The 26,621-nt window shown below is 31.1% G+C and carries 23 protein-coding genes, 2 tRNA genes and 1 rRNA gene; 1 reads left to right on the top strand and 25 read right to left on the bottom strand.

All coding sequences use genetic code 11. The annotated features are described in order from the left end of the window. Positions 1-144: 144 nt before the first annotated feature. The 9 genes from RR409_RS17590 to RR409_RS17630 all read right to left on the bottom strand — a co-directional run bounded on the left by RR409_RS17590 (position 145) and on the right by RR409_RS17630 (position 8,567). Positions 145-220, bottom strand: a tRNA-Thr gene (locus RR409_RS17590). An 81-nt stretch (positions 221-301) separates the two neighbouring features. After that, the gene (sigH, locus tag RR409_RS17595) at positions 302-955 is read right to left on the bottom strand and encodes an RNA polymerase sporulation sigma factor SigH (protein WP_332559079.1); all 654 of its coding nucleotides are present in this window, start codon (positions 953-955) and stop codon (positions 302-304) included. A 206-nt stretch (positions 956-1,161) separates the two neighbouring features. Then, on the bottom strand, positions 1,162-1,671 hold the full coding sequence (locus RR409_RS17600; protein ID WP_332559080.1) for an NYN domain-containing protein: 510 nt from the start codon (positions 1,669-1,671) through the stop codon (positions 1,162-1,164). Between the two features lie 18 nt (positions 1,672-1,689). Then, on the bottom strand, positions 1,690-2,595 hold the full coding sequence (gene rlmB / locus RR409_RS17605; RefSeq protein ID WP_332559081.1) for a 23S rRNA (guanosine(2251)-2'-O)-methyltransferase RlmB: 906 nt from the start codon (positions 2,593-2,595) through the stop codon (positions 1,690-1,692). Between the two features lie 56 nt (positions 2,596-2,651). Continuing rightward, the gene (gene thyX / locus RR409_RS17610) at positions 2,652-3,452 is read right to left on the bottom strand and encodes an FAD-dependent thymidylate synthase (RefSeq protein ID WP_332559082.1); all 801 of its coding nucleotides are present in this window, start codon (positions 3,450-3,452) and stop codon (positions 2,652-2,654) included. Beyond that, a complete protein-coding gene (locus RR409_RS17615) occupies positions 3,442-3,864 on the bottom strand; it encodes a ribonuclease III domain-containing protein (protein ID WP_332559083.1) in 423 nt (140 codons plus the stop codon). The genes thyX and RR409_RS17615 overlap by 11 nt, the downstream gene beginning before the upstream one ends. 108 nt (positions 3,865-3,972) lie before the next feature. Next, entirely contained in the window at positions 3,973-5,184 is a 1,212-nt protein-coding gene (ilvA, locus tag RR409_RS17620) for a threonine ammonia-lyase (protein WP_332559084.1), read from the bottom strand. A 264-nt stretch (positions 5,185-5,448) separates the two neighbouring features. Continuing rightward, positions 5,449-7,161, bottom strand: coding sequence for a proline--tRNA ligase (locus RR409_RS17625; protein ID WP_332559085.1), 1,713 nt, complete (start codon positions 7,159-7,161; stop codon positions 5,449-5,451). 311 nt (positions 7,162-7,472) lie between these two features. After that, complete coding sequence (locus RR409_RS17630; RefSeq protein ID WP_332559086.1) at positions 7,473-8,567, bottom strand: PIN/TRAM domain-containing protein; 1,095 nt, start codon at positions 8,565-8,567, stop codon at positions 7,473-7,475. Between the two features lie 406 nt (positions 8,568-8,973). Here RR409_RS17630 and RR409_RS17635 point away from each other — a divergent pair, with 406 nt between their 5' ends. Beyond that, the gene (locus tag RR409_RS17635; RefSeq protein ID WP_332559087.1) at positions 8,974-9,381 is read left to right on the top strand and encodes a DUF1573 domain-containing protein; all 408 of its coding nucleotides are present in this window, start codon (positions 8,974-8,976) and stop codon (positions 9,379-9,381) included. A gap of 182 nt (positions 9,382-9,563) precedes the next feature. Here the strand turns inward: RR409_RS17635 and disA are convergent, their stop codons facing one another. The 16 genes from disA to rrf form a co-directional block, all read right to left on the bottom strand. After that, positions 9,564-10,628: a DNA integrity scanning diadenylate cyclase DisA gene (gene disA, locus RR409_RS17640; protein ID WP_332559088.1), complete on the bottom strand. Its 1,065-nt coding sequence runs from the start codon at positions 10,626-10,628 to the stop codon at positions 9,564-9,566. Between the two features lie 81 nt (positions 10,629-10,709). Beyond that, a complete protein-coding gene (gene radA / locus RR409_RS17645; RefSeq protein ID WP_332559089.1) occupies positions 10,710-12,074 on the bottom strand; it encodes a DNA repair protein RadA in 1,365 nt (454 codons plus the stop codon). Between the two features lie 289 nt (positions 12,075-12,363). Further along, on the bottom strand, positions 12,364-14,799 hold the full coding sequence (locus RR409_RS17650) for an ATP-dependent Clp protease ATP-binding subunit (protein ID WP_332559090.1): 2,436 nt from the start codon (positions 14,797-14,799) through the stop codon (positions 12,364-12,366). Positions 14,800-14,819: 20 nt separating this feature from the next. Beyond that, the gene (locus RR409_RS17655) at positions 14,820-15,845 is read right to left on the bottom strand and encodes a protein arginine kinase (RefSeq protein WP_332559091.1); all 1,026 of its coding nucleotides are present in this window, start codon (positions 15,843-15,845) and stop codon (positions 14,820-14,822) included. 3 nt (positions 15,846-15,848) lie between these two features. Continuing rightward, on the bottom strand, positions 15,849-16,373 hold the full coding sequence (locus RR409_RS17660; protein WP_332559092.1) for a UvrB/UvrC motif-containing protein: 525 nt from the start codon (positions 16,371-16,373) through the stop codon (positions 15,849-15,851). Between the two features lie 121 nt (positions 16,374-16,494). Next, complete coding sequence (locus RR409_RS17665) at positions 16,495-16,953, bottom strand: CtsR family transcriptional regulator (RefSeq protein ID WP_332559093.1); 459 nt, start codon at positions 16,951-16,953, stop codon at positions 16,495-16,497. Between the two features lie 319 nt (positions 16,954-17,272). Then, the gene (locus RR409_RS17670) at positions 17,273-17,497 is read right to left on the bottom strand and encodes a hypothetical protein (protein ID WP_332559094.1); all 225 of its coding nucleotides are present in this window, start codon (positions 17,495-17,497) and stop codon (positions 17,273-17,275) included. A 247-nt stretch (positions 17,498-17,744) separates the two neighbouring features. Next, the gene (locus tag RR409_RS17675) at positions 17,745-19,484 is read right to left on the bottom strand and encodes an ABC transporter ATP-binding protein (protein WP_332559095.1); all 1,740 of its coding nucleotides are present in this window, start codon (positions 19,482-19,484) and stop codon (positions 17,745-17,747) included. Between the two features lie 157 nt (positions 19,485-19,641). Further along, on the bottom strand, positions 19,642-20,889 hold the full coding sequence (locus tag RR409_RS17680; protein ID WP_332559096.1) for an aminopeptidase P family protein: 1,248 nt from the start codon (positions 20,887-20,889) through the stop codon (positions 19,642-19,644). Between the two features lie 205 nt (positions 20,890-21,094). Continuing rightward, positions 21,095-21,778 carry a TraX family protein gene (locus RR409_RS17685; protein ID WP_332559097.1) on the bottom strand — a complete coding sequence of 228 codons (684 nt, stop codon included), beginning with the start codon at positions 21,776-21,778 and terminating at the stop codon, positions 21,095-21,097. Between the two features lie 182 nt (positions 21,779-21,960). Continuing rightward, positions 21,961-22,596 (bottom strand): histidine phosphatase family protein, encoded by a 636-nt coding sequence (locus RR409_RS17690; protein ID WP_332559098.1) that lies wholly within the window; start codon positions 22,594-22,596, stop codon positions 21,961-21,963. 311 nt (positions 22,597-22,907) lie between these two features. Beyond that, positions 22,908-23,135, bottom strand: coding sequence for a hypothetical protein (locus RR409_RS17695; protein WP_332559099.1), 228 nt, complete (start codon positions 23,133-23,135; stop codon positions 22,908-22,910). Beyond that, complete coding sequence (locus RR409_RS17700) at positions 23,098-23,334, bottom strand: hypothetical protein (RefSeq protein ID WP_332559100.1); 237 nt, start codon at positions 23,332-23,334, stop codon at positions 23,098-23,100. Before RR409_RS17700 ends, RR409_RS17695 begins: the two co-directional genes overlap by 38 nt. A 125-nt stretch (positions 23,335-23,459) precedes the next feature. Beyond that, positions 23,460-25,538: an elongation factor G gene (fusA, locus tag RR409_RS17705; RefSeq protein ID WP_332559101.1), complete on the bottom strand. Its 2,079-nt coding sequence runs from the start codon at positions 25,536-25,538 to the stop codon at positions 23,460-23,462. An 827-nt stretch (positions 25,539-26,365) separates the two neighbouring features. Then, positions 26,366-26,440, bottom strand: a tRNA-Asn gene (locus tag RR409_RS17710). Between the two features lie 6 nt (positions 26,441-26,446). Continuing rightward, positions 26,447-26,564, bottom strand: a 5S ribosomal RNA gene (rrf, locus tag RR409_RS17715). Positions 26,565-26,621 lie beyond the last annotated feature (57 nt).

Below are 26,621 nucleotides of genomic sequence, written 5' to 3' on the forward strand. Positions count from 1 at the left end.
TCGTTCCGATATTTACGTGTGGTTTGTTTCTTTCAAATTTAGCTTTTGCCATTTTTTATTCCTCCTTATGTATGTTTATTGATTTATTTAACTTTATAATCAAAGTAAACTCATCCACGTGTGTTGTGATGTATATAAGAATTTTGGAGCCCATAACCGGGATTGAACCGGTGACCTCCACCTTACCAAGGTGACGCTCTACCTACTGAGCTATATGGGCATTTGACAATTAAGCATAGTAATGATAAAACTACTATACATCAGTTATTCATTATAATATACGTACAGTTAATTGTCAATATTATTGTTTTCTGTTTTCTAAGCATTTTTCGAGTTTTCTTTTTACTCTTTGCAATGCATTATCAATAGATTTAGCATGTCTTTCTAAATCGCAAGCAATTTCCTGATAAGACTTCCCATCTAGATATGACATTAACACTTCCATTTCCAAAGCAGATAGAACTTCCCCAATTTGGGTTTCAATATTTTGCAAGTCTTCTTTTCCAATCATTAGTTCTTCAGGGTCAGAAACCTTTATTCCTGAGATAATATCAAGTAAGGTTCTATCTGACTCCTCATCATAAATTGGCTTATTGAGAGAGATGTACGTGTTAAGCGGGATATGTTTTTGACGGGTTGCAGTTTTGACAGCAGTTATTATTTGCCTTGTAATACATAACTCAGCAAAGACTTTAAAAGATGCTAATTTGTCATCCTTGAAGTCTCTAATTGCCTTAAATAAACCTATCATTCCCTCTTGATATATATCTTCCTTATCTGCACCAATTAAAAAATAAGATTTGGCTTTTGACTTAACAAAATTTTGATACTTACTAAGCAAATATTCTAAAGCCCTCTCATCACCGTTTTTAGCTTCGATTACTATTTCTTCATCAGTCTTACTTTCAAACAATGAACCCCGATTCTCATAGCCAACCCTTTTTTCCAACAACATCCCCTCCATAATGCAAACGGATTCAACTTAAATTATACATACACCAAATTTAACCGTCAAGTGAAATAATTGAGAAGTCAATATAGTGAATGATTTTAAAAGTAAGTTTAACCTCATAATAATTTATATCTTGTAATTATATTAGAGTCCTAAACTTATAAAAAACTTTATACCATAAAAATACTGGCCATCTAGATCAGCTTCAATCACTTACTTCTTCTTATCTTCTCTAGTTTTTTCGCACTTTCCATGTCAATATTTTCTTCTAATAAGTTTCTGTTGGAAGAATACTTTGTTTCATAACTCTTTGATATTTTATTATTATCCATCATCATGGAGTGGTAAAACTCTAATGATGAAATTCTTACTGCGCCTCTTTGGAATGTAACTTGTTGTTCAAGTGAGTCTGACGTCACCACATAGACTTCTAGAGTTCTACCTATATTATTAACCATTCTTTCAATATAGTTATCTGCTGATTCACCTTCTTTTGTGAATACTACTACTAGATTCCCCATTCTTTCTTTCTTTTCTAAGCTTCCCTTAACCTTATGAGCATCAAAAACAAGAATTATATTCCAGCCTTTGAATGCTGAATAATTTTGAAGCATATCAATAAGTTTTGTTCTTGCTGATTCGTAGCTAGAATTTTTTATATCTCTTAGCTGTGGCCAACTATTTATAACATTGTAACCATCAACAAATATTTTTCTCAAAACATCCCTCTAAGTTATTTACTGCTTTATTCTTTGTTTTAAAGCTTCATACATCATTATGCCACCAGCTACTGAAGCATTTAAGGAACTAATTTTTCCTATCATCGGTATTTTCATAAGAACATCACATCTTTCTTTCGTAAGCTTAGAAATCCCCTTACCTTCACTTCCTATAACTAGGGCAATAGGTCCTTTTAAATCAACATTATAACAGTGTTTTTCCCCACTCATATCAGCGCCAAATACCCAGACTCCTTTGTTTTTTAACTCATCTATAGCCACATTTGTATTAGTAACCTTAACTATCTTCATATGTTCTATAGCTCCAGCTGAAGTTTTGTACACTGTTGGTGTTACCCCTACATTTTTTCTCTTCGGAATAATAATACCATGAACTCCACAAGCCTCAGCTGTTCTAATTATAGACCCAAAATTATGAGGATCTTCCAGTTCATCTAATATTAATATAAACGGTGATTCATTTTTACTTTTTGCGTAATCTAAAATATCATCCATTTTAAAATAATTATATGGTGTTACAATGGCTATTACTCCCTGATGAGCACCTGTTTGAGACATCTCATCAAGCTTTGCACGCTCTACGTACTTAACTACAGTTCCTTTTTCTTTCGCAATACCTAAAACTACATTAATAGAACCTTTAGTATCTCCCTTTGCAACTAATATTTGTTCTATGGTTCTCTCTGATTTTAAAGCCTCAATTACTGCATTTCTACCTTCAATCAAATCTTCTCTTAATGGTATTTCAACATCACTAGTTCTTTCTACCTTCTTAACCTTTTCTTCTCTTTCTACTTTTTTAATTCTTTCATCCTTCTCCACTCTTTTAGCTTTATGAAAAGGTTTGGTTCCTTCTGGAGCGTTTTTGTTTATTCTTTGTTTTCCTGTAAATTTGTTTTTCATACGTTACCTCACTTACTATTATTTATTGTAATTATACCCAAAGATTATGATTCACATTATATATTGGCGTATTTTTCTTTTATTTCAAGTATTTTTCCACAGGTCATCTGTCCTTCTGGACATCTCCCCTTAACACAACTAGGCCCACAATACTTGAATAAGTTAGGAGCCACGACTTTAACTAACTTAAGCATTTCATCTGCCAAATCTCTTATTTCCCACTGTGCTCTATTACAGCATCTATGGTTAAAGAAATTCATAAGTTCTCTAGCATTCATAGTGGCCATGATCTTTGTTTCACATGCATTAGGAAAAACATATCTTGCATCCTCTATAGCCTTCTTTTCTGCTTTACTTCTAAAGGACTTTAATATCTTTTCATCTATACTTCCTTTAGTTTTATTGTTTATGTCATATTCATTTATATATTTTTCTAATTCACTTTCCTTAATTATATGTACAAGTTTATCATAATCCTCTTGATCTCTTTTCATAGCCTGAACAAATATTTCTTTAGCTTCTTTATTTGCCTCTATAGCTGGAGGAATTATGTACTCAAAAGCATCGAGTTTTACATATCTCTGACTTTGTTGTGAATATGAGGCAATTCTATGCCTAACTAGCTGATGAGTTAAACTTCTTGATACCCCTTCGATAGCGAAGGTAAAACTTACATGTTCCGTTGGTGAATAGTGTCCGTAGCTAGCTAGCATGTCTATAAAACTTGATGTTTTTTCTTCTGTTAATCCCCTCGATATTTCATCTACTCCCACCGCACTATAACAAAGTTTTGCCGCTGAAGCGATTACCTTTTCTGGTTCTGGTGTGTACTGTAATAATTTAACTTTAACTTTCATTGTTATCTCCCCCTTCCATAATTTTATTCAATAGATAATTTAGCCTGTCACTTTTATCTAATACATATAAGTATCCCATTAGCGCTTCAAATCCTGTAGCCCATCTATAGTCTGCGACATCCGCATTTTTAGGTGTACTAGATTTTGTATTTCTACCTCTTTTAAATATACTAAGTTCATCTTCATTAAGTTCATCTATTATTATCTTCATAAACTTGCTTTGGGCTTCAGCCTTCACGTGCGCTACTGTTTTTAAATGTATTTTATGCACATTCATATCTCTATTTTTTTCTACAAGATATGTTCTTATAAAAACCTCATATACTCCATCCCCTATTAATGCTAGCACTAAGGGATTTAAGAATTTAGCCTGTTCTTCCGTAAATTTCCCTTTAAGTAAATTAAACTCCATAGATATTTCTCCTTAGAAATACATTTTATTACTTATTATAAACAATATCTTTTTTTAATAAAAGTAGTAAGAGTTGAAATTCTTACTACTTTTACCCAAAACATAATGCTATTTTTCTATCAATTGTAGATTATAACCTTTATCCTCTAAAGTATTAATAATATTTTCAGAATGCTCACTTGACTGTGCTTCTATCTCAAAAATAACATTTGTATATTCTAATCCTTTAGAATTCCAGTTTCTATCCTGCCTTGCTCTAGATACATTTCCACCAAGAGAAACTATATCAGATATAATGGAACTTAACTGACCTACTTTATCTTGAATCTCTACAGAAATTGATATTCTTCTTTTTAACATAACCAATTCTCTATCAATTATTTTAGCAACACTAGCAATGTCAATATTTCCTCCACTAACTAATGCTACCACATTTTTTCCTTTAGCTTTGATTTTTCCTGAAAGTAGTGCCGCTATAGCTACTGCACCAGCTCCCTCTGCTACCAATTTATTTCTTTCCATCATAGCAAAAATACCATAAGCTATTTCATCTTCAGTTACTGTAACTATATCATCTACATATTTTTTTACATATCTGAAGGTTTTATCTCCTGGAGTCTTTACGGATATTCCATCTGCTAAAGATTTCACTCCTGGCAATGTAACGATTTCATTTTTAATTATTGAAATTTTAGTTGATGCAATAATCTCCGCTTGCACACCTATTATTTTAATATTGGGGTTAATAGCTTTAGCCGCTACTGCCATACCTGCTATCAAGCCACCGCCGCCAATAGGTATAACCAATATATCTGCATCTGGTAAATCTTCTAGTATTTCAAGTGATACTGTTCCTTGTCCTGCCATAACCTCATCATCGTTAAACGGATGAACAAAAGTTGCTCCAGTTGCCTCTTGGATTGCTACTGCTTTTGAATAACATTCATCATAAACTTCACCATACTGTATAACTTCAGCCCCATATTTTTTTGTAGCTTGCACCTTAGCTATTGGAGCTGTTGTTGGCATTACAATAGTTGATTTAATTCCGAAAGCTGTTGCTGCATAAGCAACTCCTTGGGCATGGTTGCCTGCTGAAGATGCTATAACACCATTTTTCCTCTGTTCTTCTGTTAATGAACAAATTTTATTATAAGCTCCTCTTAATTTAAAAGCTCCAGTTTTTTGTTTGTTTTCACATTTTAAATAAACTTCATATCCACATTCCTTTGAAAAAGTACTCGAATGAAATAATGGAGTCTTTCTTGCTACACCCTTTAAATTTTCTTGTGCTAATTTTACATCTGCAATTGTTATCATTAGTTTTTCTCCTTAACTTTATATTCTACCGCATCTTACAGACTTAACAAGTTAAGATTTAATATACTTACAATTTATTTTTTAACTTGTCAATGTTATGTCTATATTATTTCAAAACACTAAGTAAATTAATCCCCACAAGAAACCTATAAAATCTTAAAGAACAAACATATCCCCACTTTAATGATCTATTTTATTCAAGCACTTTTAAAATAGCCTTTGTTCTCACCAATTAAACCGTAAGCCCAAGCTAATAAAATGCTCTTAAATTTTAAAATCATTATTTTTGAATTCTATTCTTACTCTTTCTATTATATCATCTATAGAAATGATTTCATTATTAGCAGCAGTTCTCAATTTAAATTCAACCTGACCCTCTGATATTTTCTTACCAACAGTTATTCTCATTGGTATGCCCATCAGGTCTGAATCTTTAAATTTCACTCCAACTCTCTCATTTCTGTCATCCATTAGTACTTCTACACCTAGATCTTTAAGTTCTGTATATATTTTTTCTGCTATTCTCATTTGTTCTTCATCTTTAGTAACCACTGGTACTACAATTACTTGATATGGTGCAATTGCTAGTGGCCAAGTAATACCATTATCATCATGATGTTGTTCTATAATAGCTGCCATAGTTCTATTTATCCCAATTCCATAACAACCCATTACAAGCGGCTTATCTTCCCCATTTTCATCTATGAAAGTAGCTCCCATAGCTTCAGAGTATTTTGTTCCAAGTTTAAATATATGACCAACTTCAACCCCTCTTGCAATTGTGAGTGGTTCTCCACATTTTGGACACTTATCACCTTGAATTACATTTCTAAAATCTCCAACTCGTCCCTGAAAGTCTCTTCCATAGTTTACATTTTCATAGTGATATCCAGTACTATTAGCTCCTACTATGAAGTTATACATTTTTGAAACCTCTTCATCAACCAATAATACATCGGACTTTATCCCAATCGGACCCGCGAAACCTACTTGTGCTGATGTGGCCTCTTGTACAATTTCAACACTAGCCATGTCAAATTCAATTGCTCCACCTATAGCATTAATAACCTTTGTTTCATTAACAGCTCTATCTCCTCTGACCATTACTGCTACAATCTTATTATCAGCTTTATAAATAAGAGTTTTAGCAAACTTTTTCTCTGTGGTTTTAAAGAATTTCACAAGTTCCTCAATGGTTTTAACGTTTGGTGTTTCAACTCTATTAACTTCTAACATATCTTCCTTAGGTTGTTCTTCTGCAGTTGAAGGTGCCTTTTCCATATTAGCCGCATAAGTACAACTAGAACAGAAAACAACTTCATCTTCTCCTACTTCTGATTTAACCATAAATTCAGCAGACCCTGAACCTCCCATAGCTCCTGAATCCGCTTCAACCGCGCTGCAGTCTAGTCCGCATCTTTTAAATATATTTGTATAAGCATTATACATTTCCATATATGAAATATCTAAGGCTTCATAATCTTTATCAAAGCTATAGGCATCTTTCATAATAAACTCTCTCGATCTCATAACACCAAATCTAGGTCTTCTTTCATCTCTATACTTTGTCTGAATTTGATATAAGTTTAATGGTAATTGTTTATAGGATTTGATTTCATTCCTAGCTATATCTGTGAAAACTTCCTCGTGAGTTGGTCCAAGACAAAATTCTCTCTCATTCCTGTCCTTTAACCTGAACATTTCTGCCCCCATAACATCCCATCTTCCCGATTCTTTCCAAAGTTCTGCTGGAAGTAATGCTGAAGCTAAAAATTCTTGAGCTCCTGCCTTATCCATTTCTTCTCTTACTATATTTTCAATTTTCTTTATTACTCTAATACCACTAGGCATAAAGTTATATACTCCTGAAGCCATTTTTCTCATCAATCCAGCTCTAAGCATTAGTTGATGACTTGAAATCTCTGCTTCAGCTGGAACCTCTCTCAATGTACTAATTAGCATATTAGAAAGTTTCATAATTATCCTCCTCCAATTTATAAAATTTCAAAAAAAAGAAAACCCACCCCTTTTAGGGCGAGTTTTATCGCGGTACCACCTAAATTTGTACTTAATTTGATAACGGCATAAGCCGGTAGTTTTACTACTGCTCAGAAGCGGGTTCAAAATTGTGAAAAGTCTCTCAGCCTTTGGACTTCTTCTCTGTAATGTAATTTCTACTATTCTTCATCATTGCTCACTATTCATTTTTCTCAAAATTAATATACAGTCTAGTTAATTATTTGTCAACATGTAAAACTAAAATTAGTTATAGAAAATTCATCTTTTATTTAAGCTTCTTTAGGCTTTGCGAATATCATTCTTCCTGCTGCAGTTTGAAGTACAGATGTGACAACTACCATAATTGTAGCACCAATAAACCTTCTACCTTCCTCTACAACTATCATTGTTCCATCATCCAAATAAGCAACTCCTTGACCTGCTTCTTTTCCATCCTTAACAACTTGAATTTCCATTTCTTCTCCTGGAAGAACTACAGGCTTAATAGCATTTGCTAATTCATTTATATTCAGTACTGGGACTCCCTGAAATTCAGCGACCTTATTCAGATTATAATCATTAGTTATAACCTTCCCATTTAGAACCTGAGCTAACTTTAGAAGTTTGCTATCTACTTCATTAAGGTCTTTAAAGTCCCCTTCCCAAAATTCTACCTTTACACTTAGTTCCTTTTGAATCCTATTTAGTACGTCTAATCCTCTTCTACCTCTGTTTCTTTTTAATCCATCACCAGAGTCTGCTATATGCCTTAACTCATCTAAAACAAAGCTTGGGATTATTAAAGTACCTTCAATAAACCCAGTTTGACAGAGATCAAATATTCTTCCATCAATTATTACCGAAGTATCTAATACTTTTGGATAATCTTTAGCGTTATGCTTGCCCTTACCATCCTTAGCAGATGGTATCTTTTTCATACTTGAAATCATTGATAGAATTTCCTCTTTTTTTCTTATGGAAATATCTGCGAAGAAAACCATAATTATTACAGTAATTATTATGGTAATTATAGTTACAATTACAGAATCGATTCTAATCAAACTAGATATTAGCACAGAAATTATAAGCCCCACTACTGAACCTAAAACTGCAAAAACCACATCACTAATTGGGATTTTCTGCACTCTTTTTTCTAGATAATCCATTGCATTAATAATTATTGTGCTTAAAATTGGAGAAATAAAATAAAATATAATTCCAGATAATATAACAGAAAAAATAATAAATAATATGCCTTGTAATGAAGCTGCAGTAGCAACACCTAGTGTGTCTAAAAATTTATGAGTAATAGCCCAGTCACTAAGTATATACCCTAAAGTTCCTCCAGCTAAAGTAAAAAGCCCTCTTAATACTTTTTTCAGCATATTCTCACCTCCTAAAAAAATTAGTATTTATTTGTTATTTAACAAGTCTTTGATAGTGAATCAATACTACGTGATGCCATTTAGATACTTAAAACTTAATTGTCTTAACCTGAGTATTGGCACTACCTTTAAAAATCTTGCTAAATATAATTATCATCACTTAAATAGTTTTATAATCTTTACATTAACTATATCCTACAATATAAGTTATTTCAATAAATTATTGAAATAAGATATAAAATTCCTAATTAAAAGTTTATTAATACCATGTTCCTCTTTGAAATCTTATATAAAATTTATATCCTATGAATGACCCCCTATTATTATAATAAATAATCATATATCATATATCTATACTATTCATTTATTAAAAATAAAACCACATAATTAAAAGGAGTTGAACATGATGAAAGATCTTATATTCGATGAATTTCAAAATGCAGTTGACAGTTGTTTATTAAGGCATAAAAGTATTTTAGATATCATGACCAAACTTCAGGAATCTCAAGCTAGAGTAAATAGGGCAGTAATAAAATCAGTTACCAGTTGTGGATGCTTGAAAGTTGATGCTAAAAAACAATGTATTCACGAGAATATAGATAACATTGACCTGGATGACATAAATGATTCCTTTGATACCCACTTAACTGGAAAACTATGTGATAATTGTAGAGAAGTGATTGAAAGAGAAATGGGAAATAACTTTTTTTATATGACTTCCCTTTGTAACACCTTAGATATAAACTTATATGATGTTTTTCTAAAGGAATATAAAAGAATAACTACCTTCGATAAACTTAATAATTTCAGATAAATTTATATCATTTTTCCTCAAGGTAAACAGGTCGTTTTATAAATCAGCTAAATTAGCACATTATACTATTCGCATAATAGTACAATTAAGTTGGTGTTCAACCTTACATATATAATTTCTTTAATATTAAAGAAATTATTATCAAATTGAGTGACAAATAGCACGAAATTAATTATTTTGTGCTATATTTGTTTATCTAGTATAAACTGTTCCTTTAATCTTCTTAACCCATTCTTTATAGCTTTAGCTCTTGCTTCTCCTATTCCTTCTACGGAATCCAACTCCTCATAAGAAGCATCCATAACTGCTTGAAGTTCATTAAAATACCTTACCAAGTTTTCAATAATAGCTGAAGGTATTCTAGGAATTTTATTTAAAATTCTGTAACCTCTGGGTGAAATTAATGTATCTACTAAAGAAACCCCACTATACCCTAAAATCTTGCTGATTATATCTAAATCTAGTAATTCTTCTGGTGAGAGTTTTTCTATACTTCTGCTTATTTGTGAGAAATTTGATGAACTTGAACAATAATCTCTTATTAATAAATTTCCTTCTTGTTCAATTCCCTTTATAAGCTCTCCAAGCTGCATAGCAATTAATCTACCCTCATTCCCCAGTTCACAAATATAAGTTTCGATTTCATAGATAATTCTCATTACCATTTCTGTTCTTTGTATTCCTGTTACTACATCTAGCAAAGTACTCATATCTTGTAGTTCTAATAAATTCAAATTGCTGATTACTCTCTCTAGTACAGCTACGTATTTTTCTAAGGTTTGAATTGCTTGATTAGCCCTTGCTAGCACCTCATTACTATCTTTAACTACATACTTTATATCATCCTTATAAACCGTTATTATATTTCTTCTTTGAGATATAGCTACTACAATAGAGCCAGTTTGCTTTGCTATTCTTTGAGCAGTTCTATGTCGGGTTCCTGTTTCTGCAGTGGGAATAGATGAATTAGGGATTAATTGAGTGTTTGCAAAAAGTATTTTATCTAGGTTACTACTAACTACTATTGCTCCATCCATTTTTGCTAGCTCATAAATGTAAGCAGGTGTGTATTCAGCATTTATGGCAAACCCTCCATCTACAATATTTAATATTTCTTCACTGTCACTCAAGACTACTAACCCTCCAGTTTTAGCCCTTAAAATATTGTCGAGTCCTTCCCTAAGTTGAGTACCTGGAGACATTATTTTCAATATGCTCATTAACTCTTTTTGTTTTTCTTCCCTCATTTTTTCCTCCATGAGATATATCCCTATAGAAAAATATTAGTTAAATTCTATCGATTATAAATTAAATGTGCGAAGTGTGAATTAAAAAATCTTACTTAATACTTCTTTCACTGAAGATACTCCTATGATTTTAATATTTTTATTTTGTATTTTTTCTGTATTCTTGGTGGGCATAATTATATTAGAAAAACCCATTTTTGATGCTTCATTTATAATTTTCTCTACATGGGCTATAGGTCTTACTTCTCCTGTAAGTCCCACTTCTCCAATAATCAATGTTCTATCTAATTTTATTTCTTTACTCTTAGCACTAGAAATTAAGGCTATAGCTAACCCTAAGTCACCGTATGTTCCTTCTAGATTTAATCCACCAACTACATTGACATAAACATCTGCGTTATAAAAAGGAATCTTAAGCTTTTTTTCTAGTACTGCAAGAATTAAATTTAATCTTTGATTATCTACTCCTACAGCAGTTCTTCTTGGCATAACGGCCTTAGTTTCACTAACAAGGGCCTGTATTTCTATAAGTAGTGGTCTTGTTCCTTCCATTATTCCGATTACTACTGATCCTTCTTGACTAAAAGATGTTTCTTGCAGGAACACTGAGGATGCATCTAATACTTCTTCTAATCCACTTTCTCGCATTTCAAAAACTCCAATTTCACTGGTAGTACCAAAACGATTTTTTATAGTTCTCAGTATCCTAAATTCTTGAGTTCTTTCTCCTTCAAAATACAGTACAGTATCAACCATGTGTTCGAGTACTCTAGGACCAGCGAGTTCTCCCTGCTTAGTAACATGTGCAACTATAAATAGTGGCAGTCCTTTTGTCTTACCAATTCTCATAAGCTCATTAGTACATTCTCTGACTTGAGAAACACTGCCAGGAGCTGATGAAATATCACTTTTAAATAAGGTTTGTATGGAATCGATAATTACGAAGACAGGTTCAATATCCATTAAATGATTTTCTATTATTTCGATATTAGTTTCTGAAACAATATAAAGTTCATCACATATAGAATTTAGCCTTTCTCCTCTCATTTTAATTTGTTCTTCTGACTCTTCTCCTGAAACATATAATACCTTTCCATATTTTTTAGCAATATTTCTAGCGCTCTGTAAAAGTATAGTGGATTTTCCTATCCCTGGGTCACCAGAAATAAGTGTTAAAGAGCCTCTTACTAATCCTCCTCCAAGTACTCTATTTAATTCTGTAATTCCTGTATCCATCCTCTCATATTGGCTAGATCTTATATTAACAATGCTTTGAGGTTTATTTCCTCCTGACATAGTTACAGCTCTTTTAAAATTTGTGCTCACTGGTGTTTTTGTCTCTTCTGTCATAGTGTTCCAATTATTACAACTAGGGCACTTTCCTTGCCATTTTGGTGATTCATATCCACATTCACTGCAAATATATACATTTTTTACTTTAGCCATAGAGGACCTCCAAAATTCTATCTTTTTAAAATTTTAACTTATTTCAATTATTCTATACTTAATTTTTACATAAAGTTGTAAAACACGATATTATTATATTCAAAATTGAAATTTATAATAAATTTTGCATTTATAATATAATAAAAACCACTTATTCAGTGGTTTTTATTTATTTAAATCTATTTTTCAAGAACTATTATCATTAACTAATTATATAACTACTGTAAGTTAATAACAATAACATTGTTGAATTTGATTTGGATAGCTTCTCTTAATATAATTATAGATACTATCTTTTGCTAACCTTTAATTCTCCATTTTCCATAGTAACTTCTACAAAATCACCATTATTAACATTCCCCTTTAGAATTTCTTCAGAAAGTTTATCTTCAATAGTTTTTGTAATTGCTCTTCTTAGAGGTCTTGCTCCATAATTTAAATCATAGCCTTCTTTTGCCAAATGAACCTTAGCTTCTTCTGTGAAAGAAATATTAATGTTTTGATCTTTTAATCTTTCACTTACAGAATTAAGCATTAAGGAAACGATTTGAACTAAGTCTTTTTCTTCTAGCTTATGGAATACTATGATATCATCAATTCTGTTTAGGAACTCTGGCCTGAAGATATGTTTAATATCTTCCATTACATTATCCTTCATTTTTTCATATTCATTCCTAGCTTCATCTTTACCTTGTGCAAAACCAATAGATTTTTGTTTTTTAATAGTTGATGCTCCCGCATTTGAAGTCATAATTACTATGGTATTTTTAAAATCTACAGTTTTACCCTTACCATCTGTAAGTCTACCATCTTCAAGAATTTGTAGTAGTATATTAAACACATCTGGATGTGCCTTTTCTATTTCATCAAATAATACTACTGAATATGGATGTCTTCTCACCTTATCTGTTAACTGACCACCCTCATCATATCCTACATATCCTGGAGGCGCTCCAATAAGTTTAGCAACTGTATGCTTTTCCATATACTCAGACATATCTATTCTAAGCATTGCACTTTCATCACCAAACATTGCCTCAGCTAATGCCTTAGAAAGCTCAGTTTTTCCAACTCCAGTAGGTCCAAGGAAGATAAATGAACCGATGGGTCTCTTTGGATCCTTTAATCCAACTCTAGCTCTTCTTACTGCTCTTGCTATAGATTCTACTGCCTCTTCTTGACCTATAACTCTTTTATGAAGAGTTTTCTCTAATTTTAATAGTCTTTCAGATTCCTTTTCAGTCATTTTTTCAACTGGGATATTTGTCCACTTAGCTATAACCATAGCAATATGATTCTCATCAACTATAGAATCTAAATCTTTACTTTGTGAAACCCAGTTATTCTTGGTATTTTCCAGTTGATCCCTAAGTTGCTTTTCCTTATCTCTTAACATTGCAGCCTTCTCAAAGTCCTGCATTGTAATTGCATCTGACTTCTCTTGGGTAACTTTCTCCAAATCAGCTTCTAGGGCTTTTAAATCTGGTGGTGCAGTCAAGTTCTGAATTCTAACCTTTGAACCTGCTTCATCAATTAAATCAATTGCCTTGTCTGGTAAATACCTATCTGTTATATATCTATCTGAAAGTGTAACTGCAGCTTCTATGGCACTATCTGTTATTTTAACTCTATGATGTGCTTCATACTTATCTCTTAACCCTTTTAAAATCTGTATTGTTTCCTCTTTACTTGGTTCATCTACAGTCACAGGTTGAAATCTTCTTTCAAGGGCTGCATCTTTTTCTATATACTTTCTATATTCATCAATAGTTGTAGCACCTATACATTGAATTTCTCCACGGGCAAGGGCTGGTTTTAAAATATTTGAAGCATCTATTGCTCCTTCTGCTCCCCCGGCTCCTACTATAGTATGAATTTCATCTATAAATAAAATTACATCTCCCGCTTTTCTTATTTCATCCATTACAGCTTTAAGTCTTTCTTCAAATTCACCTCTATATTTTGATCCAGCTACCATAGATGATAAATCTAAAGTGACAACCCTTTTCTCTTTCAGAAGTTCTGGAATGTTTCCTGATGATATTTTTTGAGCAAGTCCTTCAGCAATAGCGGTTTTACCAACTCCAGGATCTCCAATTAAACAAGGATTGTTCTTAATTCTTCTACAAAGGATTTCAAGTACTCTCTGGGTTTCATTATCACGACCAATTACTGGATCTAGCTTTCCGTCCTTTGCAAGCTCTGTTAAATCCTTACCGTATTTTTCTAAGGTTGGAGTCTTTGAACTTCTGCTCTTTTCCCTACCTACTGGAGGAACAGAGCTATCTGTTTCACCGGTCATAGCCTTCATTTCGCTTCTAAGCTTATTAAAATCAGCTCCTAAATTTGATAATATTGTATAAGCTACACCTTCAGGTTCCCTAATTATAGCTAATAAAATATGCTCTGGTGAAATATAGTTTTGATTTAAACCCCTAGCTTCTACTAAACTAACTTCAATGAGTCTTTTAGTTCTCGGAGTTAAAAAAATCTCATCCTTGGGCATTTCTACGTCCCCATTACCAATATATTGATTTACTAAGGTTTTCACCTTATCATAGCTAATCCCTATACTATTAAGTGCATTAAAAGCAATACCTTCTTGCTCTCTTAAAATTCCAAGAAGCATATGCTCAGTACCTACATATCCATGTTTATATCTTTGGGCTTCTTCATTAGCAAACATTAAAACTTTTCTTGCTCTTTCATTGAATTTACTAAACATTGCATTTCACCTCTTAACTATTATACTTTCAAATTATTTCTTATAATCTCAGCTCTTTTTATATCTCTTTCCTTTTCATTCATAACAGTTCCTGCATTAAGTTGCATTGTTGAAGATAAAATTTCTACCATTAGAGAATTTAACAGTCTTTTATCTATATCTTTAATTATTGCCATCTCTATTCCTAATCTTACATATGAAAATAGATTTAATGCTTCTTTAGATGTTATTATGGTAGCATATCTTAGAATACCTAGTGCCCTCATAATGTTATCTCTAGTTTCATATTCATAAGCTTTAAAATATCTTTCTCTAGCTGACTTTTCCTCGCTTATAATATTATCTACAACTGCTAATAGATTCTCTATGATCTCCTCTTCTGTTGGTCCTAGAGTTACTTGGTTTGATACTTGATATATATTTCCATACCCTTTTGAACCTTCTCCAAAAAGCCCTCTTATAGTCATTCCCATCTTTCCTAGCATATTTATCAATCTATCAATAGCTCCTGACTTTGTTAGGGCTGGTAAGTGAATCATAACCGAAGCTCTTAGTCCAGTACCAACATTAGTTGGACAAGTAGTTAAATATCCCAAATCCTCATTATAGGCATAGTTTAATGACTCTTCTAAAAAATCATCAATTTTATTTATTTCTTTGTAAGCTTCATGTAGATTTAAGCCTCCTACAATACACTGTAATCTTAAATGATCTTCTTCATTTACCATTATACTTATAATTTCATTTTTATCTTTGATAAGGGCTGAATTATTTCTATTTAAAAATAACTTGTCACTTATAAGATGTTTTTCTAAAAGGGAAGTGCCAGTTATTTCATCAGTATCCCACATATACACAGATTCAAAATTTGATTGCGTATATGCTGATTTATTTAGAGCCTCTTCAATGGTTTTAACCACTTCTCTTCCTTTCTCTACATCTAATTTATTAGGAAAGGAAAAATCTTTTAAGTTCCTGGCTAATCTTACTCTACTACTCAATACTATATCATCATATAAAGTATCTGCTTTAATCCAATTTTCCATAGCTTATTCCCCCTGGCTTTGCTGCTCTATGCTTCGAATTTTATCTCTAAGTTCAGCAGCTCTTTCAAACTCTTCTAAAGCAATAGCCTTTTGTAATTCCTCTTTTAATTTTCTCAATTCTTTTTTAACCAATATCTCTTTTCCACCTTTAACAGGTATCTTCCCATAATGTTCTGTTCTCGGTTGCACTCTTTTTAAAATTGGAGCTATTGTATCATTAAAAGTATTGTAACAATAACTACACCCTAAAAATCCACTATTTTTAAACTCTCTGTAAGTTGTTCCGCAAGTTGAACATGCTATCTCACTTGGAAGTGAAGTTTTAGTTGTGGTATTCATGTAATCCAAAAATCCACTTAGTAAATTTTGAAATGAGAAATCAGAACTAAAATTCATATCTGATAATATATTTATTCCCTCCAAATTCTTGGCACAATGTTCACATACATGTTTCTCTTCTTTAACTCCGTTTATAATTTTAGCGATATGAAAATTCGCCTCATTTTTTTTACATACTTCACAAAGCATAATATTCCTCCTAATTAATAATTTATGTCCATTAGGTAATCCTTCTAAGTGTACACTTCTTGGGCAATTATTACTGTCTTTCACATCATATAAAATTCTGCTATGAAAGATATCTTACTAATCACCTTAAAATATTCAAAATAATAGTTTTAAAAATATCTGCCCTTAATCTATTTTTATTCTCAAATGCATATGTGAGAGTTCTATCGTTGATAGTAGCCTTTATTATTCCAGCCTCTCTATCTGTAAGAATGTCACTTTCTCTTAAACTTTCAATAATTTTATTTGCACTATCACTGGTAATATAATCTCCTATTTTATCATTAATAATTTCTGCTAATGAATTATAAGTTGCATAATGGATTCTTGTAATTTTTATGCAACCACCTCCACCTCTTCTGCTTTCAATGTAATATCCTTTATCCTGTGTGAACCTTGTGGTTAATACATAATTTATTTGAGAGGGGGCACAACTAAATTGACTAGCAAGCTCATTTCTTTGTATTTCTACCTCTCTTTCTTTAGCATCTTCCAACAATTCCTTAATAAAAGCTTCAATTGCATCAGATAGTCTTGCCATAAATATTACCTCTTATCTTTCTGCTATTAATATATTTTACTTTGACTTTCTTTGACCTTAATTAAATAATAATACATTTATTTTAAGCATTCAATATCCATTTTTATCTGTAAAAGATTAAATTATATAAAATTTCCTTATTACATAAACTTACATATTCAATTCTCATTTTTTCTTCATTTTATTTGTGTTTTCTATATAATAACTATTTGCTTAATAGAACATTTTGCTTCTGCATAAGTTACTCTTGATTTACTTTCCTTATCTGGAATGTATTTACCCTACTAAAAGATTATACTTATAAGTAAGGTGCTTTTCACTATTGGAAAAGCACCTTATTAATATACTTTCTATCTTTATATAAAGTTGAAACTGCATCTTCATACTGATGGTACTTTATTATAATGCATTTTTCATCATAATACCTAATATTAACATCTTCTTCTGTTATTAATCCTACATCTACAATAGTGTCATCCTTAGAATAACTAAAGTTCTTTAAATCATTCAATAATTCAATAATACTACTTTTGTTTCTTATCATTCTGCTTTCCTCCATATTCTAAAAACTCTTATGTATTACTTATTCTATATAAGCAACTCATTTCCTTTTTTTTACATAAAATCTTTTAATAGGAAGTTTTCTTTTCCTTTTATATATGTAAACTCTACAATGTCTTGGCTATTTTAAAGAAACTACTTACTATTTTTTTACAAAATAATAAGGTTAGCTTCTGCCAACCTCATTTATTTTATCTTAAAATAGAAAAGTAATCAAGTTTATAACTATTTTAGCTTACAATGTCATCTGGTATAAAACCTTTAAACTGAGCACTATAAAGCTTAGAATAAATTCCATCTAAAGCTAAAAGTTCATCATGGGAGCCTTTTTCCATGATACCTTTATCAGTTAAAACAACTATTTCATCAGCATTTTTAACTGTTGATAATCTATGTGCTACCACTAATGTTGTCCTTCCTTTTGATAAATCTTCTAAGGATTTTTGAATAATAAGCTCAGAGGCATTATCTAAGGCTGAAGTAGCTTCATCTAATATTAGTATCGGTGGATTCTTTAAAAATACTCTAGCAATAGATATTCTCTGCTTCTGGCCTCCTGATAATTTAACACCTCTTTCTCCTACATAGGTTTCGTATCCGTCAGGTAACGAAGTTATGAATTCATGTATGTTAGCTTTTTGAGCAGCCTCTACAACTTCTGCATCATTAGCTTCTGGCCTACCATAAAGTATATTTTCTTTTATGGTACCAGTAAATAAGAATACATCTTGCTGTACTATTCCAATGTTTTGTCTAAGTGATTTTAAAGTAATATCTTTAATTTCATTTTCATCAATGGTAATTTCACCTTGGTTTAATTCATAAAATCTAGGAATCAAATGGCAAAGAGTTGTTTTTCCTCCCCCAGAAGGACCTACTAGAGCCAAAGTTTTTCCCTGTTCAATCTTTAAGCTTATATTAGATAATATCTCTGTATTTTCGTTATACTTAAAGGTTGCGTTCTTAAATTCTATATTTCCTTTAACATTTTTAAGATCTTTAGCATTTTCAATATCCTTTATATCTGATTTTGTATCTAAAATCTCAATAAATCTCTTAAATCCTGACATTCCTGACTGATACTGTTCAACAAAAGAAGTTAATCTTCGTATGGGTTGCATAAAATATGCTATATATAGGAAATAGGTTATTAAATCTATCACATCTATATATCCTTTATAAACGAAGTAACCCCCAAAACCCAATACAACCACATTTAGCATATCTACGAGAAATCTCATTCCTGCCATAAACTCAGCCATATATTTATATGCTGAAGATCTTGCTATCTTAAATTCCTTATTTCCCTCATCAAATTTTTCCATTTCATATTCTTCATTTGTAAATGACTTAGCAACTCTTATACCTGAGATACTATTTTCAAGTTTAGCATTAACTACCGCAATCTTTTTTCTTACTTGATCAAATGCATTAGACATTTTAACTCTACGTGTTGCAGTAAACCAAAGGATTATAGGAATAAAGGCAAAAACTATTAACGTTAAGGATAAATTTATATTACAAAGCAATATAAAAGACCCTAGTAACATTACTAGTGATATAAATATATCTTCAGGTCCGTGATGCGCAAGCTCTGATATTTCCATAAGGTCATTAATAATCCTAGACATAATATGACCAGTCTTATTATCATCGAAATACCTAAAAGGTAAAGTCTGAAGATGAGAGAATACGTCTTTTCTCATTTCATATTGTAATCTTACACCCATTACGTGTCCCCAATAATCTACGATGTAGTTAGCAATTAATTTTATAACATATAATAATGCCAGTACTCCTGAAAAAATCAGTATAGTTCTTAAATCTTTATCTGGTATAGCCTTCCTCAATAATGTATTTGTAAACATAGGAAACACTAAATCTAGTGCAGCCACCACAAACGCACAAAACATATCTAAAAAGAATAATTTTTTATGTGGTGCATAATAAGAAATGAATCTCTTAATCATAACTCTCCCCCTTTTCTTATGAAGCTCTTTCTTAATCTACAGTAATATCTTAAATCAACATACTAAAAGTGTAAACCTTAGCTAAAAGATTAAAAATCAAAGCTATCATAAATCTATGGTAGCTTTGATTAAACAATGGCGAAATTATTTTACTTATTTATCTATTTTCATTCATAAATCTTTCAATGTCTTCTACTGACTTTACAATCTGAGCTGAAAGATTTTCACAGCCATCCTTCGTTACTAGTATATCATCTTCAATTCTAACGCCTATTCCTTCTTCTTCAATATAAAGTCCTGGTTCATTTGTTAAAACCATACCTTCTTGCAATACCATGTCACGGCTTCCTACATCATGGGTGTCTAAACCCAAGTAATGACTAACACCATGGTAATAATATTTTGAGAGCTCATTATCTTCTTTAATCAGCCCCAGTTCCTTGCATCCTTGTGCCAAAACTTCTCTAGCAATTTCATTTAATCTTGTAAACGGAACCCCTGGTTTGATATTTTTTGTCACTTCTTCATTAGCTTTTAATACTACGTTATATACAGCCTTTTGTCTTTCTGTAAACTTACCATTGATTGGGAATGTACGACTGATATCTCCGTTATAGTAATTATGCTGAGCTCCTAAGTCTAAGAGCATTAAATCCCCATTCTTAGCTTCACAGTTATTGTCACCATAGTGCAATACTGTAGCATTCTTTCCTGCTGCTGCAATTGTATGGAATGCAAAATCTGTTACTCCATTTTTCTTTAAAGTAAAATCAAAATATGCTTCTATTTCATATTCCATCATCCCAGGTGTTGTATTTTTCCACATTTCCTTTATACCTTCATAAGTAATGTCAATTGCCTTCTTTATTAGTTGAACTTCTTCTTCGCTTTTAATTAATCTTAATTCACAAACCTTATGATATAGATTTATAATTACAATGTGTGGATATCTTTCACTGATAGTTCTTGCAACATCTTGAGCTTTAGTTGTTGGAATATCAATTTCTTGTCTTTCTAAGTCAAAATATATCTCATCTATAGATGTTCTATTTAAAATATTTCCAACAGCACTTTCAAATTCTTCTAAAAAAGAAATATTTGTTATTCCCGAAAGCTCAATTGCTTCACTTTCACTAAGCTTCTCTCCCACCCATTTAGCCATAACTGGATCATTTTTTTCTATAAATAAAGTTTCATTCACTGTATTATTTCTTTTCACCATCATCACTATCATATTTGGTCTGTCTATACCTGTTAGATAATAAAAGTTTCTATTTGGTGTAAAATTATAAGTTTCATCAGCTGATTTATAAGGAGCTCGTCCAGCAAAAAGCAATATTATAGAATTATCATTTAGTTTTTCACTAAGTCTTTTTCTATTATTTATAAAAAATTCTTTATTCATTTATAACACCTCATTCTAGATATATATTGAATATTCTTAATTATACCATAACATTATGACATTATAATTTCAATAATTTTACTTTTGAATTTATAATTCCATTACTATATTTAATAGTTACTTAACAAATTAAGATTTCTAAACTAAAATAAAATTTCTAAACTGAATTAGAGCAATTCAGTTTAGAAATCTAACTTGGCTTATACTATACAATAAATTTTTTGATTAGATATAATATAGTTAAATGAACAGGATAAAAAGCATAAAATAGATATTTTAACTTTCTTCCTTGCTTTCCATTATAAAAATACATAAAACCCAAAGCTAGCAAACTAGTACTCTGTAAAAATACCCTAAATCCATTAGGATAAAATATATACTTATACATAGGGGCAATATACATTATATTTAATAAAATTAATGCTCCTAATAATTTTGCAAATCCCTTTTCTCTAAATACCTTAAATATAATTATCATAAGTACACCATAATATCCATAATCAGTATGAATTGATTGCACAAAAATACATATAGCTATGATGGTAATAAACTTCATGAAATTATTTTTTGTGTCATTATCGTTGAACTTATAATCAAGTACATATAATGCTATGAGTCCAGCAGTAAGCGTGAAAAATATGTTATAAGAATTAATCTTAAATGCAAGCATAAAAGGATAATGAGATATAAGTGCAAATAAAAACAACCTTGTAGCATACTTAGTGAAATTTGAAGTCCTAACATAACCTTCTACAAGTAGAAAAGAAAATATAGGAAATGATAGTCTGCCTATAATTCTTAACAATAAAATTTTAGGAAAGAATACTGCCCCAACGTGATCAATTAACATTAAAATACACGCTAAAACCTTCAACGTAAAGTTATTCATAAACATACCCCCAAATAAAGAATTAACTTACTTCATATTTACTATATAATAGCCAACTCTAAATTATTCCATAATATCAAATTGATTTCTAACTTATTAAATAAGAGTTATATATGCATACTAAAACTAAATGTATTAAAATGCTAATTGAATTTGCACCTAAGTTTTATATAACCTCTTTATTACTCATTATATTCTCTGTATGAATACTCATGATGAGATGCGTCGCCATGCATTAAAATATTGAAATCAGCTTTATCAAATTCTATTACAGTTAAGCTAGTTTGCTTTATAAATGGTGGTTGCCATATATCAGCTATTGGCTGATTATTTAGTACTGTCATAATTGCCTTTAAAGTCACAGTATGAGTAACTATAAGCACATTTTCATTTTCATGATTTCCCACGATTTCTTTAACTACAGGAGTTACTCTATCTACTAAATCTTGAAAACTTTCTCCTTTTGCTACTGGAATATATAGATGTGGAGCATTCCAGAAGTTATAATGTTGTTCTTCATTATCAGCCTTTATTTCCTCCTGATTTAATCCTTCCCACTGACCTAGTCCAATTTCTCTAAGTCCGTCATGCTTTATTATTTCAATATCTCTATTTCCTCTTACGATTTTAGCTGTATTAAAAGCTCGATTTGATGGACTTGAGTATATAGCATCTATTTTTGTATCTTTTATTCTCTCTTTTAACCATTCTGCTTGAGTAATTCCAAGGTCAGTCAATGGTGAATCGTTCCAACCTTGCATTCTACCTTCAGTATTCCAAAGTGTTTCTCCATGTCTTGTTATGTATAGCGTTGTCATAATTATCCCTCCAATAATAAAGCCTCTATTTTACGTATTAACTTTAGCAAAATATTTATCTTTCTATAAAGTAAATATTAATTAAGAGCTCCTCTACTTCTAAGAGCAACTGCATAAATATCAAATTGTGATTAAAAATTCAATCCCAATTATAATACAGGAAATTATAATATGCAAATCCAAATAACTTCATATAAATAGTTTAATCTAGTAATGTTGCTAGATTATTCTTACATAAATATAAAAGAGCTATTTTAACAACAGCTCTTTTGTTACTTAACTACAAATATTTATTACTTTTAACTTTCTAATTATTCCTTTAGTTTATCCTCTATAGGATTTTCTATCTTTTCTACTTCATCCATTTCTAATGCTGCTAAAAATGGCCTAAATTCAGGTGAAAAATCCGTATATAAATGTAATTTATTATTTGTTCTTTTAAAATGATATAAATCTGATCCATAAGCCTGTTGAATAAGTCTTTCGTCAGTATCATCAAATTTATTTCCTCTTAAATGCCCGTATGAAGTATCTGCCATCTAACTTTCCTCCTCGTGAAAAAATTGTAAATTTATCACTTTCTAATATGCTACATAACACCTTTGCATCTTCATCATTAGTAGAATCTAGTACAATAGTAAAATTGTCGTCTGGCCCCACTATACCCATATAGTCATGAATACTACTATAATCACTTAACTTTATTTCTCCTGATATATCCATTCTATAATCTGACATATGTAGCCCCCTTAACCTGTTTAGTATTATCTTTTCTAAATTTTGAAATTTTATGCATTAAAAAAGTGTTAAGCTTTCACTTAACACTTTTTAATAAATTTTTATAGTATATAACCTTATATTTATTATGCTTCTTTTTTGGTCTCTGCTACTATTTTATTAACTATTTCTGATGGAACCTCATCATATCTTTCAAACCTAGTTCTAAAAGTTCCTCTGGCTCCTGTTAAACTTCTTAAGTCTGTAGCATAATCATATAGCTCTGACTGTGGAACTTCACCCATAACCTTTTGTCCTTTGCTTGCAGGTTCCATACCTAGTATTCTTCCTCTTTTTTTATTTATATCAGCAATTATATCACCCATATAATCATCTGGTACTTCTATCTCAATATACATTATAGGTTCTAATAACACAGGTTGTGCTTCTTGTAACCCCTTTTTATAGGACAATGAAGCTGCAATCTTAAATGCCATTTCAGAAGAGTCTACTGGATGGAAGGACCCATCATGAAGTGTTGCCTTAAGCCTTATAACTGGATAGCCTGCAAGCACTCCGTGTTGAATACATTCCTTTAATCCCTTTTCAACTGCAGGAATGTATTGTCTTGGAACAGCACCACCTACAACAGCATCAACAAATTGTAAATCTTCCTCGCCATCTACTCTAGGCTCAAACTTAATCTTTACATCTCCATATTGTCCATGTCCACCTGATTGTTTTTTATGCTTTCCTTGGACATCTGAAAACTTTTTAATTGTTTCTCTATATGGTGTTTTTGGAATCTGAAGTGATACATCTACTCCAAATTTATTTTTTAACTTACTTACTATAACATCAAGATGAGTTGAACCTAATCCTGAAATTATTGTTTCTGCATTTTCTATATCTCTAGATACTGAAAAGGTTGGATCTTCTTCAATAAGTTTAGCTAATCCATTGGATATTTTATCCTCATCACCTTTTGATTTAGGAACAACTGCCCTAGAGTACACTGGTAATGGGAATGTCATTCTATCAAACATAATAGGGTTGCTTTGACTACACAAAGTATCCCCTGTATTCGTATATTGTAGTTTTGCCACTGCACCAAGATCTCCGGCCTTTAATTCATTTGTTGATACTTGATGTTTTCCTTTTATCAAATACATAGTTCCTAACTTTTCTTCTTTTTCTTTTGAGGAATTATAAATTATAGTATCTGATTTAGCAGTTCCTGAAATTACTCTAAACATTGATAGTTTACCCACAAATGGGTCTGCAATAGTTTTAAATACTAATGCTGAGAAAGGTTCTTCTTCATTGATTTTAACATTGATATATGCATTATTCTTTAGGTCTTTGGCCATATAAAAATTTGTTTCTTTTGGTGATGGGAAACATTCAATTATATCTTCAAGCAAAGTATTAACTCCTACCCCTGTTAATGCTGATCCACACATTATAGGCGCAATATCTCCCATTGAAGTTCCCTTAATTAATCCTTCATATATTTCCTCTGCGCTCAATTCACCCTCACTGAAATATTTATCAAGTAGAGCTTCATCCGTCTCAGCAACAGCTTCCATAAGCATTTGTTTACACTCTTCAATCTTATCTACAAGTTCTTCTGGGACATCAGCTTCTTCCATCATGCGAGTTTTAGGATTAAACAATCTAGCTCTATTTGAGATAACATTTACAATGCCCTTAAAATTACTTTCAGAGCCTATTGGATATTGAATAGGTACAACAGATGTTCCGAACTTTTCTTTTAACTGCTCTAATACTTTTTCAAAATTACTATTTTCTCTATCTAGCTTATTGATAAAAATAGATTTTGCCAATTTGTGATCACTTGCATAATTCCAAGCTTTTTCCGTTCCTACTTCTATACCTGAAACTCCACAAATAGTTATCATTGCCATGTCAACAGCATTTAGTCCTTCAATCATTTCGCCTTCAAAATCGAAATAGCCTGGCATATCAACTAAATTTATCTTGACGTCCTTACATTCACAATAACCTAAAGATGTAGAAATAGATACTTTTCTTCTTTTTTCTTCAGAATCATAGTCACTTACCGTAGTTCCATCTTCAACTCTTCCTAGCCTATCCGTTTGACCAGTATGGTATAATAGTGCCTCCATTAGACTTGTCTTTCCAGCACCACCATGACCTATTATCCCAACATTTCTTAGATTGTTAACTTTATACTCTTTCATATGGTATACCTCCCATTTTAAATTGCATAATATCCAACATAGTTATATATTCTATATCTTGAACAAATTCCCTTTGAAATATTTTCAATATTTGAAATATTAAAAATATATTTACATTTAACCTCATCTATAGGTACTTTTCCCAAAAATAAATCATATAATCATGTTTCTAAGCTTCTGTTAGATTAATTTTATATTTGAAAACAATCTCTAAATTAATATCCTTAAAGGCACTTTTCATGAAATGGATTTAATTTGAAATTTATTTTCTATATAGAATTCAAATATGCAAGTCCAATTTATAAATATGATAAACTTTATTAATTTTAATATTTTATAGTATCTATATAATCTCGCATATTAAAATTCTATAACTATCAATATATAAAAATTATATTTATAAATCATTAACCTTATTACACTTATTTATTATGATGTATTGTTGTTATGAGAATAAACTATGTAAAAATTCCATGTTTAATTATTTCCATATTCCATTTCTTTAAATACCATGTAAAATAATAACCAGGATTCTATCTATTCTTGCAGGATTATTCATTGCTAATACCATCTTACTAAGTGTATAACTTTGCTTAGTTAATATTGTATTAAACCTATTTATACTAGAATCTTTAAATCTTTGCACAAAAATAAGAAAGCATGTATTTACATGCTCTCTTACACATTTTATTACTTAGACTATTTTACACATAAATTTAAATCTAGTTATTTGAAAACCTTACAGGCATTTTTTTAAGGCAAAAAATTAGATATTTTTATATAAAAAAAACAGTTCACAAATGAACTGTTTTAAGTCAAAATTTAAATGGCTCCGTGGAGAGGATTCGAACCTCCAACCTATCGGTTAACAGCCGAGTGCTCCACCATTGAGCTACCACGGAATATTGACCTGGCGACCACCTACCCTCCCACAAGGCTTCCCTTGCAGTACTCTTGGCCGTTTAGAGCTTAACCTTCGTGTTCGGTATGGGAACGGGTGTATCTTCTAAACGCATCATCACCAGATTTAAATTTTATATAATCTTCGCATTACGTCGTCAGCTTCAGTCTCTTCGGTGCTCA

Origin of the sequence: Clostridium sp., from assembly GCF_036642255.1 — a bacterium.
Classification (GTDB): domain Bacteria; phylum Bacillota; class Clostridia; order Clostridiales; family Clostridiaceae; genus Clostridium_J.

Excerpts from the sequence above, each read along its gene's own strand:
- disA (WP_332559088.1), bottom strand. The coding sequence starts at position 10,628 with ATGAGGGAAGAAAAACAAAAAGAGTTAATGAGCATATTGAAAATAATG.
- RR409_RS17625 (WP_332559085.1), bottom strand. The coding sequence starts at position 7,161 with ATGAAACTTTCTAATATGCTAATTAGTACATTGAGAGAGGTTCCAGCT.
- fusA (WP_332559101.1), bottom strand. The coding sequence starts at position 25,538 with ATGAAAGAGTATAAAGTTAACAATCTAAGAAATGTTGGGATAATAGGT.
- RR409_RS17635 (WP_332559087.1), top strand. The coding sequence starts at position 8,974 with ATGAAAGATCTTATATTCGATGAATTTCAAAATGCAGTTGACAGTTGT.
- RR409_RS17685 (WP_332559097.1), bottom strand. The coding sequence starts at position 21,778 with ATGAATAACTTTACGTTGAAGGTTTTAGCGTGTATTTTAATGTTAATT.
- RR409_RS17670 (WP_332559094.1), bottom strand. The coding sequence starts at position 17,497 with ATGATAAGAAACAAAAGTAGTATTATTGAATTATTGAATGATTTAAAG.
- RR409_RS17695 (WP_332559099.1), bottom strand. The coding sequence starts at position 23,135 with ATGGCAGATACTTCATACGGGCATTTAAGAGGAAATAAATTTGATGAT.
- sigH (WP_332559079.1), bottom strand. The coding sequence starts at position 955 with ATGTTGTTGGAAAAAAGGGTTGGCTATGAGAATCGGGGTTCATTGTTT.
- RR409_RS17630 (WP_332559086.1), bottom strand. The coding sequence starts at position 8,567 with ATGCTGAAAAAAGTATTAAGAGGGCTTTTTACTTTAGCTGGAGGAACT.
- RR409_RS17675 (WP_332559095.1), bottom strand. The coding sequence starts at position 19,484 with ATGATTAAGAGATTCATTTCTTATTATGCACCACATAAAAAATTATTC.
- radA (WP_332559089.1), bottom strand. The coding sequence starts at position 12,074 with ATGGCTAAAGTAAAAAATGTATATATTTGCAGTGAATGTGGATATGAA.
- ilvA (WP_332559084.1), bottom strand. The coding sequence starts at position 5,184 with ATGATAACAATTGCAGATGTAAAATTAGCACAAGAAAATTTAAAGGGT.
- rlmB (WP_332559081.1), bottom strand. The coding sequence starts at position 2,595 with ATGAAAAACAAATTTACAGGAAAACAAAGAATAAACAAAAACGCTCCA.
- RR409_RS17655 (WP_332559091.1), bottom strand. The coding sequence starts at position 15,845 with ATGGAAAATTGGATTAAAGCAGATACTTTATATGATGATATAGTATTG.
- RR409_RS17665 (WP_332559093.1), bottom strand. The coding sequence starts at position 16,953 with ATGGCAAGACTATCTGATGCAATTGAAGCTTTTATTAAGGAATTGTTG.
- thyX (WP_332559082.1), bottom strand. The coding sequence starts at position 3,452 with ATGAAAGTTAAAGTTAAATTATTACAGTACACACCAGAACCAGAAAAG.
- RR409_RS17700 (WP_332559100.1), bottom strand. The coding sequence starts at position 23,334 with ATGTCAGATTATAGAATGGATATATCAGGAGAAATAAAGTTAAGTGAT.
- RR409_RS17650 (WP_332559090.1), bottom strand. The coding sequence starts at position 14,799 with ATGTTTAGTAAATTCAATGAAAGAGCAAGAAAAGTTTTAATGTTTGCT.
- RR409_RS17690 (WP_332559098.1), bottom strand. The coding sequence starts at position 22,596 with ATGACAACGCTATACATAACAAGACATGGAGAAACACTTTGGAATACT.
- RR409_RS17680 (WP_332559096.1), bottom strand. The coding sequence starts at position 20,889 with ATGAATAAAGAATTTTTTATAAATAATAGAAAAAGACTTAGTGAAAAA.
- RR409_RS17660 (WP_332559092.1), bottom strand. The coding sequence starts at position 16,373 with ATGCTTTGTGAAGTATGTAAAAAAAATGAGGCGAATTTTCATATCGCT.
- RR409_RS17615 (WP_332559083.1), bottom strand. The coding sequence starts at position 3,864 with ATGGAGTTTAATTTACTTAAAGGGAAATTTACGGAAGAACAGGCTAAA.